Source organism: Chromatiales bacterium, assembly GCA_014762505.1.
Classification (GTDB): Bacteria; Pseudomonadota; Gammaproteobacteria; order SpSt-1174; family SpSt-1174; genus SpSt-1174.
Genome location: JABURS010000037.1, coordinates 64,235 through 79,246 on the forward strand (window position 1 = coordinate 64,235; position 15,012 = coordinate 79,246).

The window sequence follows — 15,012 nt, forward strand, 5'->3', positions numbered from 1 at the left end:
CTCAGGCGGCCAGGCCACTGTGACGCAGCAGGGCGTCGATCTCGGGTTCGCGACCGCGGAAGGCCCTGAAGGAGTCCATGGCGGGGCGCGTGCCCCCCACCTCGAGGATCTGCTCCAGGAAGTCCTGCCCGACCTTCGGGTTGAACAGTCCCTCTTCCTCGAAGCGCGCGAAGGCGTCGGCCGACAGCACCTCGGCCCACTTGTAGCTGTAGTAACCGGCCGCATAGCCACCGGCAAAGATGTGCGAGAAGCCGTGCTGGAAACGGTTGAAGGCCGGCGGCTGCACCACCGCCACCTCGGCACGCACCTCGTCCAGGATCTCCTGGATGCGGCCGCCGCGCGCGGGGTCGTATTCCAGGTGGATGCGCATGTCGAACAGCGCGAACTCGATCTGGCGCACCATCATCATGGCGGCGTGGTAGTTCCTGGTCGCCAGCAGTTTCTGGAAGAGCGTGTCGGGCAGCTTCTCACCGGTCTGCCAGTGGGCGGCGAACAGATCCAGGGCCTCGCGCTCCCAGCACCAGTTCTCCATGAACTGGCTGGGCAGCTCCACGGCGTCCCATTCCACGCCGTTGATGCCGGACACGGCAGGGTAGTCCACCCGCGTGAGCATGTGGTGCAGCCCGTGGCCGAATTCGTGGAACAGCGTGATCACCTCGTCGTGGGTGAACAGTGCAGGCCTGTCGCCCACGGGCGGGGTGGAGTTGCAGGTCATGTAGGCGACCGGCAGCTGCAGCCCCTCGGGGGTGCGCATGCGACCCATGCAGTCGTCCATCCAGGCGCCGCCGCGTTTCTTCGACCGGGCGTAGAGGTCGAGATAGAACTGGGCGCGCAGTTCGCCGTCCTCGCCGCGCACCTCGTAGAAGCGCACGTCCGGATGCCAGGTGTCCACACCCTCGACCGGCTGGATGCTCACGCCGTAGAGCCGCCCGACCAGCTCGTACAGCCCCTTGAGCACCTGGTCCACCGGGAAGTAGGGCTTGAGGTCTTCCTGGGAGATGGCATAGCGCTGCTGCTGCAACTTCTCGCTGGCATAGCCGATGTCCCAGGCCTGCAGGTCGTCCAGTCCGAGTTCCTTGGCGGCAAAGGCTCGCAGCTCCTCGATCTCGCGCATCGCCCCCGGCTTGCTGCGACCGGCAAGGTCGCGCAGGAAGTCGAGGATGGTCTGCGGGTCGTCGGCCATCTTGGTGGCCACGGACTTGTGCGCATAGCTCGCATAGCCGAGCAGGCGGGCGGCCTCGTGGCGCAGGGCGAGGATCTGCTCCATCAGGTCCGAGTTGTCCCATTCGGGGTGGCCGCCCTGGTCGGAGGCACGGGTGCTGTAGGCGCTGTACATCTCCTCGCGCAGGTCGCGGGAGTCGGCGTAGGTCATGACCGCGTAGTACGAGGGGAAGTCCAGGGTGAAGACCCAGCCGTCCATCTCGCGCTCGGATGCCGCCTGGGCAGCCATGTCGCGGGCGGAATCCGGCAGTCCGGCGAGCTCGGCCTCGTCCGTCACCTGCCGGGTCCAGGCATTGGTCGCATCCAGCAGGTTTTCCTCGTAACGTGACTGCAGGCGGGACAGCTCCTGCTGTATCGCCTTGAAGCGCGCCTTCTCGGCGTCCGGCAGGTCCACCCCACTCAGGTGGAAGTCACGCAGCGCATCGCGGACCGTCTTCTGCTGGGCCGTATCCAGGCGTTCGAATTCGGGCCCTTCGGCGATGGACCTGAAGGCCTGGTAGAGCGCGGCGTTCTGCCCGATCTCGGTGCCGTACTCGGTGAGCTTGGGCAGGCAGCGGTTATAGGCCTCGCGCAGGGCCTCGCTGTTCACCACCGAATTCATGTGCTGCACTGGCGACCAGATGCGGCCCAGTCGGTCCTCGGCCAGTTCCAGCGGGGCGATGAGGTTGTCCCAGGTGTAGCCGGTGGCCTTGCCCGCCGCCAGCAGGCGTTCGAGCAGGGCGCGGTTCTCGGCCAGCTGGTGGTCGATGGCCGGTTCCACGTGCTCCGGGCGGATCCGGGAAAAGGGCGGCAGCCCCTGCATCTCGAGTAGCGGATTGGACATGGTGCGCAAGCGTATCCGTTGGCTGTCGGGTGAACTGCCTACTCTATCACGCCGTGAAACGCGCAAGCAGCAGATAGGCGCTGCCCGCCAGGGCCAGCAGGAAACCGCTCGCATAGGCCAGGGCACGTCGCCGATACCGTCCGGAGAGTTCGTCCTCGTGGTGGGAGGAGAGGATGTAGGGCCGGCGCCGGTCGCGGCTGCGCGAGAGCAGGTTCGTGACGTGTATGACGCTGCGCTCGGCACGCTGCCGCAGCGCCTCCCGCTCGGCGGCCTGCCGCGCGGCCTGCCATTCCCCGGGGTCGATCTCGCCGTCACCGTTGGCATCGAAGCGCTCCTTGAGGGTGGCCTGGTCCGCCTTCCATTCGCGCAGGATGGCGCCGGTATCCTCGTGGAGGTCTGCCTGGTAGTCGGTACCCAGGGTCCGGAATTCGCCGATCGCGTATAGCGGTTCATCGGGCATCAGGCGGCTTTCACGGTAACGGTAGTTGCCGGTGGTGAACAGGCCGCCATGCCGCGGCAGGTCCGGCGATGGCCAGGGCGTGGCACCGTACCAGACATCGTGATGCTCGCAGTGCACGGTGGCCCCCTCAGGATCGACCAGGCAACGCCCAGTGCCGTCCTCCATCAGGAACAGGTCCCGGCTGGCCCCGCTGCGAATGCGCTTCCAGGTGACGCGGGTGCCGCTGCGGGTGCGACGCACCTCACGCTTCTCGACGCTGTAACGGTACCAGTTGCAGGCCTGGCCGGTGAGCGGCGCGACGATGGGCGTGCCATCCATGATCCTTGTGAAACCGATCAGCTCCACATAACCCTGGGGTGCCGAACGGATCTTCGCCGTGGGTGTATCCTCGATCAGGCGTGCCCGGTGAAAGGCACGGGCGAAGAGATACAGGCAGACCAGGGTGGCCGCCGCCAGTGCCACCACCCAGAACCAGAAGGAGGGCGTATCGAGGCCCTGTATCTCCGCCTGCATGCCCCGGCCGGTCGCTACTTACTGGCCGAACAGGGCCTTGATGTCGACGTCGGCCGTCTCGGCGGCATCGAACTGCAGCAGTTCGAAGGGGCCGAAGCCGAACACGCGGGCGACGATCACATCCGGGAACTGCTCGATACGCACGTTGTTGCGGTTGACGCTCTCGTTGTAATACTCGCGCCGGTCGGCGATGGCGTTCTCCAGCCCACTGATGCGCTGCTGCAGGTGGCGGAAGTTCTCGTTGGCCTTGAGCTCGGGATAGTCCTCGGCCACGGCGAAGAGCTGCCCCAGCCCCATGCGCAGCATGCCTTCCGCCGCACCCAGGCCCTTCATGTCGTGTGCCTGCTGGGCACTGGCCACCTGTGATCGGGCCTGCATGACGCGCTCCAGCGTCTCCTGTTCATAGCCCATGTACTGGCGGCAGACCTCCACCAGCTTCGGCAATTCGTCGTGGCGCTGTTTCAGCAGGACCTCGATGTTGGACCAGGCCTTGGACACGCCGTGTTTCAGGGAGACCAGGTTGTTGTAGATGACGACCAGATAGATCGCGGCCACCACGAATACCCCGATCACGACGATGCTGGATATCTCCATTTTGCGAACTCCATAGCATTTTCATGCGGATATGGGACTTTTTCCCATGGGATGCCCATCTCAGTATGTGGTGGAGTGTACGCCTACCACCCCGTCACACGGACGTGCGCAGTCACTATAAACCGGCAACAGACCGGGAACCATACAGTGAGAGGAGAGAAACATGCGACGTCTCGTCATCCTGGCGCTGGCACTGATGGCACCCGCCGTCCTTGCCCAGACCGAAACCCCCAAGACCAGCCTTACCTGGGCCGGCTGCGGCATCACTCAGAAGGCCTTCATGCGTGCCCTGGCCGAGGCCTACGAACAAAAGTCCGGCGTCCACATCGACATCCGTGGGGGTGGCGCCACCAAGGGCATTCGTGCCTCCACCGCCCAGGAAGTGGACATGGGCGGCACCTGTCGCCTGAAGCTCGAGGACGAGGTCTCCGAGGCAAATGCCTATCTGGAGCCGGTGGCCTGGGATGCCCTCGCCGTGATCGTGCACAAGGACAATCCGGTAAACGACATCAGCATCGGGCAGCTCAAGGCCCTGTACGAAGGCCGGATCAGCAACTGGTCCGAGCTGGGCGGCCCGAATGCCCCCGTGGAGCTCTTCGTGCGCCGCGGCAAGATCTCCGGCGTGGGTCGCACCCTGCGACAGCTAGTATTCGCGAATTACGAACAGGAGTTCCCGTCGGGTCGCGAGTTCCCGTCCACCGGTCCGCTGGAAGAGGCCCTGGAAAAGAACATTCACGCCATCGGCGTGACCGGCATCAGCAGCGCGCGCAAGCGGGACGTGAAGATCCTGACCCTGGACGGCAAGTCGCCGAACTACGAGAACATCAAGTCCGGTGCCTACCTGCTCTACCGTCCCCTGTACATCGTCTACAACCCGGACACCCCGCAGAAGGAGGAGATATCCAAGTTCGTGCAGTTCGCCCAGACGCGTGATGGAAAGGCCATCATCAAGGCCAACGGCGTGGTGCCCTACACCGAGGCCCTGTCGCTGATCATGAAGCAGCTGGAACAGGAACGGATTGCGCGTGATGCAGGCCTCTATCGCTAAGGCACGGTTCCATCAACCAACAAAAAGCCCGGCATCATGCCGGGCTTTTTGTTGGTCTCGCTGCAGGCCGGACCGTCAGATGTCGAGGTTGTTGGCGGCCAGGGCGTTGGACTCGATGAATTCCCGCCGCGGCTCGACCTGATCCCCCATCAGCGTGGTGAAGACCTCGTCGGCGGCCACCGCATCCTCGATCTTCACCTGCATCAGTCGGCGGGTCTCGGGATTCATGGTGGTCTCCCAGAGTTGTTCCGGGTTCATCTCACCCAGACCCTTGTAGCGCTGGACATTGAGACCGCGCTTGGCCTCGCCCTCCAGCCAGGCCATCACCTCGCGGAAGCTCGCCACCGGCTGGGCCCGCTCGCCACGCTGCACTCGGGCACCCTCGTCCAGCAGGCCGTCCAGGCGTTCGGCCAGGTCGCGCAGCAAACGGAACTCGGCCGAGGCGAAGAACTCGCCATCGAAATGATGCTCGGTGATGGAGCCGTGGAGGGTCTGCTCCAGCACCACCACCGGGCGATGCAGCTCGTCCTCCTCCACGCGCACGCCGTAACGGCTCCCGCCGCTGGCCGTGGAGGTCATGGCCTCCGCCATGGCCTGGAAACGGGCCTGCAGGGCGTCCCTGTCGGCCAGGGTGGCGTCGTCGATGGGGGCGGAGAAGACCAGCCGGTCCAGGGCCGGCTGGTGATAGCGGCGGGACAGGCGATCGATCGTGGTCATGGCCGAGTTGTAGCGCCGCGCCAGGTCTTCCAGGGCCTCGCCGCTGATGGGCGGGGCGTCCGCGCTGACGTAGAGCTGGGCACCGTCCAGGGCGAGCTGCAGCAGGTGGCGCTTGAGCTCGGCGTCGTCCTTCACGTACTGCTCCTGCTTGCCGCGCTTGATCTTGTACAGCGGCGGCTGGGCGATGTAGATGTGCCCGCGCTCCACCAGCTCGCCCATCTGGCGATAGAAGAAGGTGAGCAGCAGGGTACGGATGTGCGAGCCGTCCACGTCCGCGTCGGTCATGATGATGATGCGGTGGTAGCGCAGCTTGTCCGGATTGTACTCGTCCTTGCCGATGCCGCAGCCCAGCGCCGTGATCAGGGTACCGACCTCGGCCGAGGACAGCATCTTGTCGAAGCGGGCCTTCTCCACGTTCAGGATCTTGCCCTTGAGCGGGAGGATGGCCTGGGTGCGACGGTCACGACCCTGCTTGGCAGAACCACCGGCGGAATCACCCTCCACCAGGAAGAGTTCGGACAGCGCCGGGTCCTTTTCCTGGCAGTCGGCCAGCTTTCCCGGCAGCCCCGCCACGTCCAGGGCCCCCTTGCGGCGTGTCATCTCGCGGGCACGGCGCGCGGCCTCGCGGGCGCGGCAGGCCTCGACGATCTTGCCGGTAATGGCCTTGGCGTCGTTGGGGAACTCCATCAGGAATTCCTTGAAGAGTTCGGCCATGGCCGACTCCACAGCTCCCTTCACCTCGGATGAGACCAGCTTGTCCTTGGTCTGGGAGGAGAACTTCGGGTCCGGCACCTTCACCGAGAGTACCGCGGTGAGGCCCTCACGGGCGTCGTCACCGGTGGGGCTGATCTTCTGCTTCTTGGTAATCCCCTCTTCTTCCATGTAGTTGTTGATGGTACGGGTGAGCGCGGCGCGGAAGCCGGCCAGGTGGGTGCCGCCATCGCGCTGGGGGATGTTGTTGGTGAAGCAGAAGATGTTTTCCTGGTAGGAGTCGTTCCACTGCAGGGCCACCTCCACACCGATGTCGTCCTTTTCGGTGCTGAAGTAGAAAGGGTTCTGGTGCAGCGGGGTCTTCTTGCGGTTGAGGTGCTCGACGAAGGCTCGGATACCCCCTTCGTATTCGAAGGTATCCGTACGATCGGAGCGCTCGTCCAGCAGCACGATGCGCACGCCCGAGTTCAGGAAGGACAGCTCGCGCAGGCGCTTGGAGAGGATGTCGTAGTGGTACTCGGTGTCGGCAAAAATGGCCGTACTGGGCTTGAAATGGACCTGGGTGCCGGTGTGGTCGGTATCGCCGACCACCGTGAGTTGATCGATCGGGTCGCCCAGCCGGTAGTGCTGCTGGTGGATCTTGCCGTGGCGGTGGATGGTGAGTTCGAGGCTCTCGGAGAGGGCGTTGACCACCGAGACCCCTACCCCATGCAGACCGCCCGAGACCTTGTAGGAGTTGTCATCGAACTTCCCGCCGGCATGCAGCACGGTCATGATGACCTCTGCCGCCGGTTTGCCCTCCTCCGGGTGCATATCCACCGGGATGCCGCGGCCGTTGTCGGTGACGGTGATGGAGTTGTCGGTGTGGATGACGACACGGATCTCCGAACAGTACCCTGCAAGGGCCTCGTCGATCGAGTTATCGACGACCTCGAAGACCATGTGATGCAGGCCGGTGCCATCGTCCGTGTCCCCGATGTACATGCCGGGGCGCTTGCGTACGGCCTCCAGGCCCTTCAGCACCTTGATGTTCGATGAATCGTAGGTTTTCTCTTCGGTCATGCTCACACCTCAATGGCCAGTCGGGCCATTATACCAGTTCTTGCAGGCGACCATGTTCCACGTGGAACATTCGCCCTCCCTCCTCACCCGGCAGGTCGATCGCGCCCTCCTCGATGGCAGTGAGGAAGACCTGACCGCCCAGGGCAAGGGCCCCTCGCAGGACGCCCGCACGATGCTCACGGTCGAGTTCGGAGGCAACATCATCCAGCAGCAAGACCGGAGGTTCCATCCTGACCAGGGAAAACAGACGTGCCTGGGCGAGCTTGAGTACGGCGACCACTGCCTTTTGCTGACCGCGGGACGCAATCCGTGCAACCGAATCGCCGTCCAGCGTGATATCGAGATCGGCACGGTGTGGTCCGGCCCCGGTGAAGCCACGCTCCTTGTCCATATCCAGACGCCGGGACAGTGACTCGGCAAGGGACTCCCCCTGCGCCCAACCCTGACGATACTGCAGCTTCAGGCGCTCGGCGCCCAGTACAGAGCCGGCCATCGACTCAATCTCCGGTCCGAGGGCAGCCAGGTAGGCCAGGCGCAAGGCAGTCAGTGACTCGGCCTCCTCGACCAGTTGCCGATCGATGGCCGCCAGGGTGCGTGTGTTCAGACCACGTTTGAGCAGAGTGTTGCGTTGACCGAGTAGACGACCATAACGCTGCCAGTTGCCAAGAAAGGCTTCGGCATGGTGGAAGACACCCCAGTCCAGAAAGGCCCGTCGTTCACTGGGCGCTCCAGAGACCAGCGTGACACTCAGGGGCTCCATGACCACGGCGGCCAGGCGTCGGGCCAGCTCGGCCAGTGCCCCGGCATCCTGGCCGTCTATGCGTGCTCGAGTCGTGCCGGCCCGCCGTTCGATACCCAGGCGAGACAATTGATCCTTGTTCTCGACCCGGGCCACCACCTGACAGGCATCGCAACCCGAACGGATGAGCTCGTCCGGGCGGGCAGAACGGAAACTGCGACCGCGGGAGAGGAAATCGATGGATTCCAGGAAAGAGGTCTTGCCGGAGGCGTTGTTACCGACAATCAGATTCACGCCGGGAGAAGGTTCCAGCTCCGCCGACTCGATGATCCGAACCTGGCGGAGCTGGATGGAGCGGATGTGCATGCAGACTAGAGGCGCATCGGCATCACGACGAAGACCGAATCCGGATCGGCAGGATCACGCAGCAGGGCGCTGCTGTTGCCATCCTTCAGTGTCCCCTCGACGGCGTCGCCCTCGACGGTATTGAGCACGTCCAGCAGGTAGTTGACGTTGAAGCCGATCTCTACGGGATCGCCCTGGTAGTCGATCTCGATCTCGTCCTGGGCCTCCTCCTGCTCCGGGTTGTGGGCCTGGATGCTGAGAATCCCGTTGCTGAACCCCAGGCGGATGCCGCGGTATTTCTCGTTGGACAGGATCGATGCGCGTTGCAGGGCCTGGCGCATGGCGTCGCGATGGATGCGGACCTCCTTGTCGCCCCCTTGCGGCAGCACACGCTCGTAATCCGGGAAACGACCGTCGATCAGTTTGGAGGTGAACCGCACGCCGTTGAGACTGACGCGTATGTGGTTGCTCGAGAGTTCGACCGTGGCCGGCTCCTCGCTGTCATCCAGCAGCCGCATCAGTTCCTGGACGCCCTTGCGCGGAATGATCACCTGCTGGGTGGCCTCGGCATCGATCTCTGCCGTGCACTGGGACATAGCCAGGCGATGCCCATCCGTTGCCACCGCACGCACCCGGTTCGATGCCACCTCGAGCATGAGGCCATTGAGGTAGTAGCGCACGTCCTGGTTGGCCATGGCAAACCCCGTCTTCTCGATGAGCCGCTTGAGTGCCCCCTGGGGCATTTGAAACTCGCGACTGCTGGCGATCTCCTCCAGCGAGGGGAACTCCGCGGCCGGCAGGGTGGTGAGGGAAAAACGGCTCTTGCCGCTGGTAACCGTCGCCTTGTCGCCTTCGGTCTGAATGGAGATCTGTGCCGATTCCGGCAATGCCTTGCAGATATCCGCCAGTTTCCTTGCCGGAATGGTGACTTCACCGGACTCGTCCGCGACCGTGGGCACCTGAGCGACGAGCTCGACCTCGAGGTCGGTTGCCGTCACGGACAGGCCGTTGCCCTCGCTGCGAATCAGTACGTTGGCCAGCGCAGGGAGGGTCTGGCGCTTTTCGACGGCCCCGATGACCTGCTGCAAGGGTTTGAGGAGATCTTCCCGCTGGATACTGATTTTCATGGCTCCGGTGTTCCCCAGTTATTAAAGATAGATGTATTAATGATAGTAATAAGGGGCCTGTCGGCCTGTGTGTAAGTCTTATTTATTTCTTTTAAATCAAGTAATTAAGTTGCCATACCGGTTGTGTGAACAGCGCCTAAAAGCCACGCGCAGACTGTGCATCGATTGTGGATAACTCTGGCAGCGAGTTTTCCACACGTCCTGCGGACAGGTTATCCACAGGGACCTGCGCATGCCTCATCAGGTGGTGAGGGTGCGCAGCAGGTTCGTGTAATCCTCGTTGATCCGGTTGTCTTCCTCGCGCAGCGAGGCGATCTTGCGGCAGGCATGCAGCACCGTCGTGTGATCGCGGCCGCCGAAGGCATCGCCGATCTCCGGCAGACTGTGGTTCGTCAGTTCCTTGGCCAGCGCCATGGCCAGCTGCCGCGGCCGGGTGATCGAGCGGCTGCGGCGGGTGGACAGCAGCTCGGCCACCCGGATCTTGTAGTACTCGGCCACCGTCTTCTGGATGTTGTCGATGGTGACCAGCTTGTCCTGCAGGGCCAGCAGGTCACGCAGGGCATCCTTGGCGAAGTCCAGGGTGATCGGCCGCCCGGTGAAGTGGGCGTTGGCGATCACGCGGCGCAGCGCCCCTTCCAGCTCGCGGATATTGGAGCGGATGCGCTTGGCCATGAAGAAGGCCACCTCGCTGGGCAGATCCACCCCCGCCTGTTCGGCCTTGCGCTGGAGGATCGCCACCCGGGTCTCCAGTTCCGGCGGTTCGATGGCCACCGTCAGGCCCCAGCCGAAGCGGGACTTCAGGCGTTCTTCCAGACCGTCCACCTCCTTCGGGTAGCGGTCGCAGGTGAGGATCACCTGCTGCTGGCTCTCCAGCAGGGCGTTGAAGGTGTGGAAGAACTCCTCCTGGGAGCGCTCCTTGCCGGCGAAGAACTGGATGTCGTCGATCAGCAGGGCATCCACCGAGCGGTAATAGCGCTTGAAGTCCTCGATGGCGTTGTGCTGCAGCGCCTTGATCATGTCGGCGACGAAGCGCTCCGAATGCAGGTAGACCACCTTGGCATTCGGATTGAGTTCCAGGATCTTGTTGCCCACCGCATGCATCAGGTGGGTCTTGCCCAGGCCGACCCCGCCATAGATGAAGAGCGGGTTGTAGGCCAGCCCGGGGTTTTCGGCGATCTGCAGCGAGGCCGCACGGGCCAGCTGGTTGCTCTTGCCCTCGACGAAGTTGTCGAAGGTGAAGTTGCGGTTGAGGTTGTTCGTGAACTGCGGCGAGCTGGCCGCCGGTTGGGGCGGCATCGGGGCCGGACGCGGACTGTCGCCAGCCTCCGCCGGGGCCGCAGCACGCGGTGGCGCGGTCGCCGGGCGGGCCAGTTCACGCGAGCCCGAGCCCACCTCGAGCAGCACGCGCAGCGCAGTACTGCCCGATAGCTCGTGGGCAGTCTCGTTGATGCGTTCGAAGAAGTTGTCCTTGACCCAGTCCATCACGAAGCGGTTGGGCGCGAGCAGACGCAGCGTGTCCGAATCTTCGATTGCGTGCAGCGGGCGGATCCAGGTGTTGAGCTGCTGCTCCGGCACCTCGGATTCCAGCCGCGCAACACACTGCTGCCAGAGTGAGCTGCCAACCAACGGTCGTGTCTCCCGAAAGGGTCATGTGTTGTGCAAGGGCGGGAGCGAGAGTCTATACCTTCTGCCCGTCTCACGAAACCTCGGGGGGTCCGCCCGCAGGCCCCTAATCTACACCCCTGACGCGCCCGCTTAAAGTTGACAAAAGCGGCCAATCCCAGTAGATTTCGCCTCCTTTTGTTCGAACCATCCACCGCATAACCGAATTGGCGGACTGAAACCATGAAGCGTACTTTTCAGCCCAGCGTTCTGAAACGCGCCCGCACCCACGGCTTTCGTGCCCGTATGAGCACCCGCGGCGGCCGCAAGGTCCTGGCCGCTCGTCGCGCCAAGGGCCGTAAGCGCCTGACCCCGTAAGCCTTGACCGGATCGCGGCCGCCGGGGTTTGCGCGCGAAGCGCGCCTGACCAGGCCCCGGCAGTTTCGCCGCGTCTTCGAGCAGCCGGTCCGTGTCACGGACCGTGCCTTCACCCTGCTCGCCCGTCCGCGATCCGACACCGCCGCCCTCGACGAGGGCGCGCGGCTCGGTCTCGCCATCTCGAAAAAATGCGCCCGGCTGGCGGTCGATCGCCATCGTCTCAAGCGACTGATCCGCGAGAGCTTTCGCCAGGTGCGCCATGAGCTGCCCGCCGTCGACGTCGTCGTCATGTGCCGGCCGGCGGCCACCACGTTGACCAAGCAGGCGGCACGTGCCGCCCTCGACAAACTCTGGCAACGACTGATACGGCAATGCGCAGATTCCTCATCGGCCTGATCAGGCTCTACCGCTTGCTCCTGAGCCCCTTCCTCGGGCAGCATTGTCGCTTTACGCCAACCTGTTCCTGCTACGGTATCGAGGCCATCGAGCGCCACGGGCCCTGGCGCGGTACCTGGCTGACCCTGCGTCGCCTCGCCCGCTGCCACCCGTTCGCCGAGGGCGGCTATGACCCCGTACCGGATAAACCACACAGGCACCCGCATGGATAATCAACGCCCGTTTCTGATCATCGCCCTCGTCTTCATCCTGTTCATGATCTGGCAGGCCTGGGAAGTGGACCACGCACCCAAACCCGCGGCCAGCGAGAGCACCGAAGCCACCGGGCCGGCTACGCCGACGGATATCCCGGCCGCCGCCCAGGCCCGGCCCGGCGACCTGCCGGTGGATGCCGGCGAGGCCAGCGTGGCCCCCGAGCGCAAGCGCATCCGCGTGGTCACCGACGTGCTGGACCTGGAGATCGACACCCGCGGCGGCACCATCCTGCGCGCCGAGTTGCCGACCTATCCTGTGAGCCTCGACCAGCCGGACGAGCCGATCCGCATCCTGGATGACGTGCGCCGCCGCTACGTGGCCCAGTCCGGTCTGCGCCATGTCGAGATCGAGGGCGAGGATGCCCTGGCACTCGCACCCAGCCATCATGACATCTACCAGGCCGAGGCCGACGAGTACCGCCTGCCCGCCGGTGAGGATACGCTCACCGTGCCGCTGACCTGGACCAGCCCCGAGGGCGTCACCGTCACCAAGCTCTACACCTTCAAGCGCGGCGACTTTCTCATCGACGTGGCGCATCGCATCGACAACCGCGGTGAGCGTCCCTTCACCGCCCAGCAGTATCGTCATCTGCGCCAGTCCGGTGACGGCGGTGACGACGGCAACCTGTTCCTCTACACCTTCACCGGTGCCGCCTATTTCGACGGCGCCTTCCGCAAGCTGTCCTTCGACGACATGGCAGACAAGCCGCTGGACGCCGACCTGACCGGCGGCTGGGTCGCCATGCTGCAGCACTATTTCCTCTCCGCCTGGGTGCCGGAGGAAAAGGCCACCAACCGCTACTACAGCATGGTGATCCCGGAGAACGGCCGCACCGACTACATCATCGGCATGCGCTCCGAGCCCATGACCGTGGCCCCCGGCGAGAGCGGCGAGTTCCACACGGGCTTCTACGTCGGGCCCAAGATCCAGGAGCGTCTGGAAGAGATCGCCGAGGGCCTGGACCTGTCCGTCGACTACGGCGTCTTCACCATCTTCGCCAAGCCGCTGTTCTGGCTGCTGGAGTTCATCCACGACCTGATCGGCAACTGGGGCTGGGCCATCGTCGCCGTCACCGTGCTGATCAAGCTGGTGTTCTACAAGCTGTCGGCCACCAGCTACCGTTCCATGGCGAAGATGCGCCAGGTACAGCCCAAGCTGGTCGCGCTCAAGGAACGCTTCGGCGACGACAAGCAGCGCATGAACAAGGAACTGTTCGATCTGTACAAGAAGGAGAAGATCAATCCGCTGGGCGGTTGCCTGCCGATCCTGATCCAGATCCCGGTGTTCATCGCCTTCTACTGGATGCTGCTGGAGGCCGTGGAACTGCGCCAGGCGCCGTGGATCCTGTGGATCCAGGACCTGTCCACGCGCGATCCCTACTTCATCCTGCCGATCCTCATGGGCATCACCATGGTGATCCAGCACCGGTTGAACCCGCAGCCGATGGACCCGATCCAGCAGAAGATCATGATGATCCTGCCGGTGGTGTTCACCGTCTTCTTCGCCTTCTTCCCGGCGGGCCTGGTGCTCTACTGGTTCGTCAACAGCCTGCTCTCCATCGCCCAGCAGTGGTATATCATGCGGCGCATGGAACAGGGCGCGAAGTAGGATTGACGAAGCGGGGAGCCACAAGCTCCCCGTTTCGTATCCGGGCGGTTATCCTGTTGCGATGAATCAGCACGCAGACACCATCGCCGCCGTCGCCACCCCCACCGGTCGGGGCGGCGTGGCCATGATCCGCGTGTCGGGACCCGGGGTGGCGGACATCGCCCAGGCCATCGCCGGCGAGCTGCCGGCACCACGGCGAGCCGTATACCAGCGGTTTCGCGATGCCCGCGGTGAGGTCATCGACGACGGCATTCTTCTCTACTTTCCGGGGCCGGCCTCCTTTACCGGCGAAGACGTACTGGAGCTGCAGGGTCACGGTGGCAAGGTGGTGGTGGACATGCTCCTGCGTCGCTGCCTGGAACTCGGCGCGCGCCTGGCCCGACCCGGCGAGTTCTCCGAGCGCGCCTTTCTCAACAACCGGCTCGATCTCGCCCAGGCCGAGGCCATCGCCGATCTCATCGACGCCGGTTCCGAACAGGCGGCCCGTTCCGCCCAGCGCGCCCTGCAGGGCGCCTTTTCGCAGGCGGTGAACGAACTCCTCGATCGGCTGATCGAACTGCGGATCTACGTGGAGGCGGCGCTGGACTTTCCGGACGAGGAGATCGATTTTCTCGCCGACCGCGCCGTGAGCGAGCGCCTCGACGGGATCAAGTCCGCACTGGACACCATCCGTGCCCGCGCCAGCCAGGGCGCCCTGCTGCGCGATGGCCTGAGCCTCGTCATCGTCGGTCAGCCCAATGCCGGCAAGTCCACCCTGCTCAACCGGCTCGCCGGCTTCGATGCCGCCATCGTCACCGACATCCCGGGCACCACGCGCGACGTGCTGCGCGAGCGCATCAGCCTGGACGGCCTGCCCCTGCACGTCATCGACACCGCCGGCCTGCGCGAGAGCAACGATCCCGTGGAACAGGAAGGCATCCGTCGTGCCTGGCAGGCGGTCGAGCAGGCCGATGTGGTGCTGCTGCTGCTCGACGGCACGCGCGGCCCCACCGATGACGACCGCGCGATCATCGCCCGCCTGCCCGAACGCCTGCCCGTGCTGCGCGTACACAACAAGATCGACCTGACCCGCCATGCCACCGGGGCGCGTGATGGTGAGCTGTATCTCTCGGCGAAGACCGGCGAGGGTGTGGATGTGCTGATCGCGCAGCTCAAGCAGCTGGTCGGCTATCACGAAACGGCGGAGGACGTCTTCATCGCCCGCCGCCGTCATCTCGATGCCCTGGCCCGTACCGAGGCCCACGTGCTGGCCGGCGAAGACCACCTGCGCACCACCCGCGCCGGCGAACTGCTGGCCGAGGAGCTGCGTCTCGCTCAGGAGGCCCTGGGCGAGATCACCGGCAGGTTCACGGCCGACGACCTGCTCGGGCGCATCTTCTCGAGCTTTTGCATCGGAAAGTAGATCGTGCGCGT

General features: G+C 64.5%; 13 protein-coding genes. 6 read left to right on the top strand and 7 right to left on the bottom strand.

What is annotated here, in order from left to right:
* Position 1 precedes the first annotated feature (1 nt).
* Genes prlC through HUJ28_08445 form a run of 3 tightly spaced genes read right to left on the bottom strand, consistent with a single transcriptional unit; the run spans position 2 to position 3,611 of the window.
* On the bottom strand, positions 2-2,044 hold the full coding sequence (gene prlC / locus HUJ28_08435; protein ID MBD3619487.1) for an oligopeptidase A: 2,043 nt from the start codon (positions 2,042-2,044) through the stop codon (positions 2-4).
* Positions 2,045-2,090: 46 nt separating this feature from the next.
* Positions 2,091-3,017: a hypothetical protein gene (locus tag HUJ28_08440; protein MBD3619488.1), complete on the bottom strand. Its 927-nt coding sequence runs from the start codon at positions 3,015-3,017 to the stop codon at positions 2,091-2,093.
* 18 nt (positions 3,018-3,035) lie between these two features.
* Entirely contained in the window at positions 3,036-3,611 is a 576-nt protein-coding gene (locus HUJ28_08445) for a LemA family protein (GenBank protein ID MBD3619489.1), read from the bottom strand.
* A gap of 163 nt (positions 3,612-3,774) precedes the next feature.
* Here HUJ28_08445 and HUJ28_08450 point away from each other — a divergent pair, with 163 nt between their 5' ends.
* Complete coding sequence (locus tag HUJ28_08450) at positions 3,775-4,659, top strand: phosphate ABC transporter substrate-binding protein (GenBank protein MBD3619490.1); 885 nt, start codon at positions 3,775-3,777, stop codon at positions 4,657-4,659.
* Between the two features lie 75 nt (positions 4,660-4,734).
* Here the strand turns inward: HUJ28_08450 and gyrB are convergent, their stop codons facing one another.
* From gyrB to dnaA, 4 genes are all read right to left on the bottom strand, one after another.
* Complete coding sequence (gene gyrB, locus HUJ28_08455) at positions 4,735-7,149, bottom strand: DNA topoisomerase (ATP-hydrolyzing) subunit B (protein ID MBD3619491.1); 2,415 nt, start codon at positions 7,147-7,149, stop codon at positions 4,735-4,737.
* Positions 7,150-7,177: 28 nt separating this feature from the next.
* The gene (gene recF / locus HUJ28_08460; GenBank protein MBD3619492.1) at positions 7,178-8,254 is read right to left on the bottom strand and encodes a DNA replication/repair protein RecF; all 1,077 of its coding nucleotides are present in this window, start codon (positions 8,252-8,254) and stop codon (positions 7,178-7,180) included.
* A gap of 5 nt (positions 8,255-8,259) precedes the next feature.
* Complete coding sequence (gene dnaN, locus HUJ28_08465; GenBank protein MBD3619493.1) at positions 8,260-9,360, bottom strand: DNA polymerase III subunit beta; 1,101 nt, start codon at positions 9,358-9,360, stop codon at positions 8,260-8,262.
* Between the two features lie 240 nt (positions 9,361-9,600).
* Positions 9,601-10,986: a chromosomal replication initiator protein DnaA gene (dnaA, locus tag HUJ28_08470; protein ID MBD3619494.1), complete on the bottom strand. Its 1,386-nt coding sequence runs from the start codon at positions 10,984-10,986 to the stop codon at positions 9,601-9,603.
* 219 nt (positions 10,987-11,205) lie between these two features.
* Here dnaA and rpmH point away from each other — a divergent pair, with 219 nt between their 5' ends.
* From rpmH to mnmE, 5 genes are all read left to right on the top strand, one after another.
* Positions 11,206-11,340, top strand: coding sequence for a 50S ribosomal protein L34 (gene rpmH / locus HUJ28_08475; GenBank protein MBD3619495.1), 135 nt, complete (start codon positions 11,206-11,208; stop codon positions 11,338-11,340).
* Positions 11,341-11,343: 3 nt separating this feature from the next.
* A complete protein-coding gene (gene rnpA / locus HUJ28_08480; GenBank protein ID MBD3619496.1) occupies positions 11,344-11,736 on the top strand; it encodes a ribonuclease P protein component in 393 nt (130 codons plus the stop codon).
* Positions 11,691-11,948 (top strand): membrane protein insertion efficiency factor YidD, encoded by a 258-nt coding sequence (yidD, locus tag HUJ28_08485; GenBank protein ID MBD3619497.1) that lies wholly within the window; start codon positions 11,691-11,693, stop codon positions 11,946-11,948. Before rnpA ends, yidD begins: the two co-directional genes overlap by 46 nt.
* The gene (gene yidC, locus HUJ28_08490; protein ID MBD3619498.1) at positions 11,941-13,599 is read left to right on the top strand and encodes a membrane protein insertase YidC; all 1,659 of its coding nucleotides are present in this window, start codon (positions 11,941-11,943) and stop codon (positions 13,597-13,599) included. The genes yidD and yidC overlap by 8 nt, the downstream gene beginning before the upstream one ends.
* Positions 13,600-13,660: 61 nt before the next feature.
* Positions 13,661-15,001, top strand: a complete 1,341-nt coding sequence (mnmE, locus tag HUJ28_08495; protein ID MBD3619499.1) for a tRNA uridine-5-carboxymethylaminomethyl(34) synthesis GTPase MnmE — start codon at positions 13,661-13,663, stop codon at positions 14,999-15,001.
* Positions 15,002-15,012 lie beyond the last annotated feature (11 nt).

Coding starts and splice junctions, on each gene's coding strand:
- prlC (MBD3619487.1), bottom strand. CDS start 2,044: ATGTCCAATCCGCTACTCGAGATGCAGGGGCTGCCGCCCTTTTCCCGG.
- HUJ28_08440 (MBD3619488.1), bottom strand. CDS start 3,017: ATGCAGGCGGAGATACAGGGCCTCGATACGCCCTCCTTCTGGTTCTGG.
- HUJ28_08445 (MBD3619489.1), bottom strand. CDS start 3,611: ATGGAGATATCCAGCATCGTCGTGATCGGGGTATTCGTGGTGGCCGCG.
- HUJ28_08450 (MBD3619490.1), top strand. CDS start 3,775: ATGCGACGTCTCGTCATCCTGGCGCTGGCACTGATGGCACCCGCCGTC.
- gyrB (MBD3619491.1), bottom strand. CDS start 7,149: ATGACCGAAGAGAAAACCTACGATTCATCGAACATCAAGGTGCTGAAG.
- recF (MBD3619492.1), bottom strand. CDS start 8,254: ATGCACATCCGCTCCATCCAGCTCCGCCAGGTTCGGATCATCGAGTCG.
- dnaN (MBD3619493.1), bottom strand. CDS start 9,360: ATGAAAATCAGTATCCAGCGGGAAGATCTCCTCAAACCCTTGCAGCAG.
- rpmH (MBD3619495.1), top strand. CDS start 11,206: ATGAAGCGTACTTTTCAGCCCAGCGTTCTGAAACGCGCCCGCACCCAC.
- yidC (MBD3619498.1), top strand. CDS start 11,941: ATGGATAATCAACGCCCGTTTCTGATCATCGCCCTCGTCTTCATCCTG.
- mnmE (MBD3619499.1), top strand. CDS start 13,661: ATGAATCAGCACGCAGACACCATCGCCGCCGTCGCCACCCCCACCGGT.